We start from the raw sequence: 4,827 nt of genomic DNA on the forward strand, positions 1-4,827 counted from the left end.
TCTCACGGGATCGAAGCTTGGAATATAGAACGTCCTGCTCTGAAAACTGCTTTACACCATGCAGACCGGATTCTGCCTGTCAGTGGCTACACTCGCGATCGCCTTTTGGCTGAACAAAACCTTGATCCCAAGAAAGTATGTATTTTACCTAATACTGTTGATACTAATCGCTTTAAACCTACACCAAAACCTGACTACTTACTAAAGCAATATGGACTAAAACCAGAACAACCAGTCATATTAACTGTGGCAAGACTGGCAGAAGATGAACAGTATAAAGGTTACGACCAAGTCCTCCGAGCTATTTCTCAAATTCGTCAGAATATTCCAGATATTCATTATATGATTGTCGGAAAAGGAAATGACAGACCAAGAATTGAGCAAATTATCGCACAACTAGGACTACAAAATTGCGTCACCTTAGCTGGATTTGTAGCGGATGAGCAACTTTGCGATTACTATAATCTCTGTGATGTCTTTGCTATGCCTAGCAAAGGGGAAGGATTTGGAATTGTTTATTTAGAAGCATTAGCTTGCGGTAAACCGACTTTGGGTGGTAATCAAGACGGTGCAATCGATGCTCTTAATCATGGTGAATTGGGTGCTTTAGTTGACCCCGATGATGTCAACGCAATTGCCAACACTCTTATCCAAATTTTACAAGGAAATTATCCCAATCCCCTAATGTATCAACCAGAAGCGTTACGTAAAAAAGTCATTGAACTATTTGGATTTGAGCGCTTTCAAAAAACTCTCAGCACTTACTTAGAACAGCATTTCCTGTCTACCCAATCACAAGGAACTGATTACTAAAATGTGTGGAATTGCTGGAATTCTCACAGCAAGTGAGTACCAAGATAACCTAGAAGTCCTGATTCAGCGGATGCAAAACGAATTACAGCACCGTGGACCAGATGACCAAGGAATTTACATATCACAAGATAGAAAAGCGTCTTTTACCCATACCCGTCTATCTATCCTTGACCTAAGCCCAGCAGGCCATCAACCAATGTCTACTCCAGACGGGCGTTACTGGATTACTTTCAATGGTGAAATCTACAACTTCCAAGAATTGCGATCGCAACTAGAAGCACAAGGAGAAACCTTTTCCTCCCATACTGACACTGAAGTTATCCTTAAACTATATCAACGCATGGGCAGAAAGTGTGTTGAGCAATTAGGAGGTATGTTTGCCTTTGCTATTTGGGATGACTACGAGAAAACCTGCTTCCTGGCCAGAGACCCCTTGGGAATTAAACCTCTATACTACTGGCAATCGGGTTCAACCCTAGTTTTTGCTTCTGAACTAAGAGCGGTTTTGGCTTCAGGCTTGCCAGAAAAGTGCTTAAATCCAGATGGGTTATATGGTTACTTAACTACTGGTTCCGTTCCCGAACCAGAAACGCTGATTGAAGGAATTCAGATTTTAGAAGCTGGACACTGCTTGTGGTGGCAAGCAGGTGATGTTCGTCAATGGCAGTATTGGCAAATCAAATTTGATTCTGAAGCTACAACGCCCTCAGCAGCAGTAGCTATAGTACGAGAAGCACTACTAAAATCAATTCAGCACCATTTCGTTAGTGACGTGCCTGTAGGAGTTTTTCTCAGTGGTGGTATTGATTCTACAGCAATTGTTGCCCTGTCCCGTCAAGTACAGTCGAGTGCTTTACATACTTTCTCAATTGCTTTCCGGGAAAAAGAATGGAACGAAGGAGATTTAGCACAGCAGGTAGCTAATCAGTTTGAGACTAAGCATACAGAATACATTGTCACAGCTGAGAAAGGGCGATCGCTACTGCCAAAATTTTTAGCAGCCATCGATCAACCCAGTATTGACGGCTTTAATACCTTCTGTGTCTCCCAAATTGCCCACGAGTGTGGCATGAAAGTAGTGCTTTCTGGCTTGGGTGGTGATGAGTTGTTTGGTGGATATAAATCTTTCCAGAAAGTTCCCCAAATGGTGCGTATGGGGCAAAAGCTTAAACCATATCGTCCTTTAACTCAAGTTGTTGGTGCAGGTCTAGAACGTTGGGGACAGTCAACACAAATTCGACGAATAGGTGATTTTCTCCAACAACCTCCTAATTCAGTTGCTGCTTATCGTAGCTTTAGGGGTATTTTCTCCCATTGGGAAGCCTGTGAAATCTTGAAAAATTATCTTCCAGACCAAAAATATCCCCCTCGTCAAAACCCTGAGCTTGATAACACTAATTTACCGTCTCTAGAAGATAAAGTAAGCCTGCTGGAAATTAGTCGCTATATGCGTAACCAATTATTGAGAGACAGTGATGTGATGAGCATGGCTTGGGGTTTAGAATTAAGGGTTCCTCTGGTAGACAAAACGTTACTAGAAACCATCGCTACAATCCCTAGTAACTTGCGTTTAGCTCCAGGTAAACAGCTTCTGACTAAAGCTATTCCCGAAATTCCCGACTGGATTAAGAACCGTCCTAAGCGTGGTTTTTATTTCCCTTACGAACAATGGATGCAGAAAGAGTGGCGTGAATACTTTCAAGATGTTCAAAGCTTTACCAATATTCCTCTAAAACCTTGGTATCGCCGGTGGAATCTAATCATTCTTCAACATTGGTGGAAACAAATCGCACAATGAAAATCCTTCATGTAATTCCCTCCATCGGATCAGTGCGGGGTGGTCCGAGTCATGCAGCTTTGGGGATGGTTAAAGCACTGCGCCAATCAGGTATTGATACTGAAATTGCCACCACCAATGATAATGGTTGTGATTTACTTGATGTACCTCTTTATCAACGTACCGAATATCAGGGAGTTCCAGTTTGGTTTTTACCCCGTTTTTCACCGCCATTAAAAGAGTTCATCTTTTCTGCCGCTTTAACTCGCTGGCTATGGCAACATATCCGAGATTACGATATTATTCATACCCATTATTTATTTTCTTATCCCTCCACTTGTGCGGGGTTAATTGCCCGTCGTCAAGGAATTCCTTATATAGTAAGAACAATTGGTCAACTCACCCCTTGGGCTTTAGCTCAAAGTCGTCTGAAAAAACAGATATATACATCACTAATTGAACGCCACAATCTCAATCGGGCAGCAGCGATTCATTGCACTTCTGGTGGTGAAGCAGAGGATGTTCGTAACTTTGGTATTCAGACTCCTACTATAACCTTACCTTTAGGAGTCAACCAACCTGTTAATTTTCCTGAAGCAAAACAAAAACTACGTCACATCCATAACATACCCGCACAAACCCCTATAGTTCTTTTTATTTCTCGCCTGCACAATAAAAAGCGTCCCGATTTACTGATACAAGCACTTAATAAACTAGCAACTCAAAACTGTGACTTTCATCTGATATTTGCCGGTTCAGGTGAGTCAGATTATGAAAACCAACTGAAAAATTTAGTAGCATCCACTGGCTTAACCTCGCGTACCACCTTTACTGGTTTTATCACTGGTACAGACAAGGAACTTGTTTTACAAGGCTCAGACATTTTTGTGCTGCCATCTTTTTCAGAAAACTTTGGCATCGTAATCGCAGAAGCAATGGCAGCAGGATTACCAGTAATTATTACGCCAGGAGTGCAAATTGCACCAGAAATAGCCCAAGCCAAAGCTGGATTGGTAGTAGAAGGAGAATTAGATGCTCTCAGTAATGCAATTGCACAATTACTCGCCTCTCCAAGCTTGCGCAATCAATTAGGTGAGAATGGAAAACAATTAGTAAGTTCTCGCTACTCTTGGAGTGCGATCGCACAAAACCTTGCTTCTGTTTACGACAAAATTATTGCCGGTAAAAAGCTATCATAATATAACCGTTTTTTTTTATTTCCCATTAACTATTAGATACCATATTAAGACGATATTTCCGAGACAAACCAGTCTTATAAGCCGACACCAAAAGCACCTACCACTGTCGTAAAAAAATCAAATACAATCAATAAAACTTAAAACTTACAAAGAAACCCTATATGAACATTCTCGGTATAAACGCTTACCACGGTGATGCATCCGCAAGCTTAGTTCAAAACGGTCAACTCATCGCCGCCGTTGAAGAAGAACGATTTAACCGTGTCAAACATTGGGCAGGGTTTCCATCAGAATCAATCCGTTACTGTCTCGAAGTTGGCGGAATTACTGCTAAGGATTTAGACCATGTTGCTGTTTCCTTCAATCCCAAAGCAAACCTCAACAAAAAGCTCTTATTTACCATCAAAAATCGTCCTTCCCTCAGTTCCTTACTTGATAGATTCAACAAGCAAAGCAAATCCACCAGCCTCAAACAAGAACTAGCTAACGCTTGCGGATGCAACGAAACCGATATTCGCGCTCACATCCACAACCTCGAACACCATACAACCCATCTGGCTAGCGGTTTTTTCGTCTCTCCCTTTGAAGAAGCAGCAATTTTATCCATCGATGGCATGGGGGATTTCGTCAGCACATTATTCGCAGCGGGACGGGGAAATGAACTCGAATACTTTTCCCGCACCCATTTTCCCCATTCCATCGGTTACCTGTATAATGCCATTACCCTATACTTGGGATTCCCAGCCTACGGTGATGAATACAAAGTCATGGGACTGGCACCCTACGGCGAACCGGAATATCTGGAAGAATTCCGCCAGTTGATTTATCCCAAGGGTGACAGCTTTGAACTGAATTTAGACTATTTCAACCACCACCTGGAAGGAATTGCCATGAGCTGGGACGATGGCGCACCAAGCGTACAACCCTTCCACAGTCCAGCCTTAGAGAAATTATTGGGACCCGCGCGCACACCCAAGTCCGAAGTGACTACCAAACACCAAAATATTGCTAAATCCCTACAAGCGGTTACCGAAGAAA

General features: G+C 42.4%; 4 protein-coding genes. All 4 read left to right on the forward strand.

Annotated features, from left to right (window positions below; genetic code table 11):
• Positions 1-813: glycosyltransferase (locus tag F6K49_RS35355; protein WP_293104281.1), on the forward strand; the 813-nt coding region annotated here is incomplete at its 5' end.
• Position 814: 1 nt separating this feature from the next.
• A complete protein-coding gene (gene asnB / locus F6K49_RS35360) occupies positions 815-2,611 on the forward strand; it encodes an asparagine synthase (glutamine-hydrolyzing) (protein ID WP_293104284.1) in 1,797 nt (598 codons plus the stop codon).
• Entirely contained in the window at positions 2,608-3,789 is a 1,182-nt protein-coding gene (locus F6K49_RS35365; RefSeq protein ID WP_293104287.1) for a glycosyltransferase, read from the forward strand. The genes asnB and F6K49_RS35365 overlap by 4 nt, the downstream gene beginning before the upstream one ends.
• Positions 3,790-3,950: 161 nt before the next feature.
• Positions 3,951-4,827 (forward strand): carbamoyltransferase N-terminal domain-containing protein (locus tag F6K49_RS35370; RefSeq protein ID WP_293104290.1); only part of this gene is annotated, 877 nt, incomplete at its 3' end.

The organism is Moorena sp. SIO3I6, from assembly GCF_010672095.1.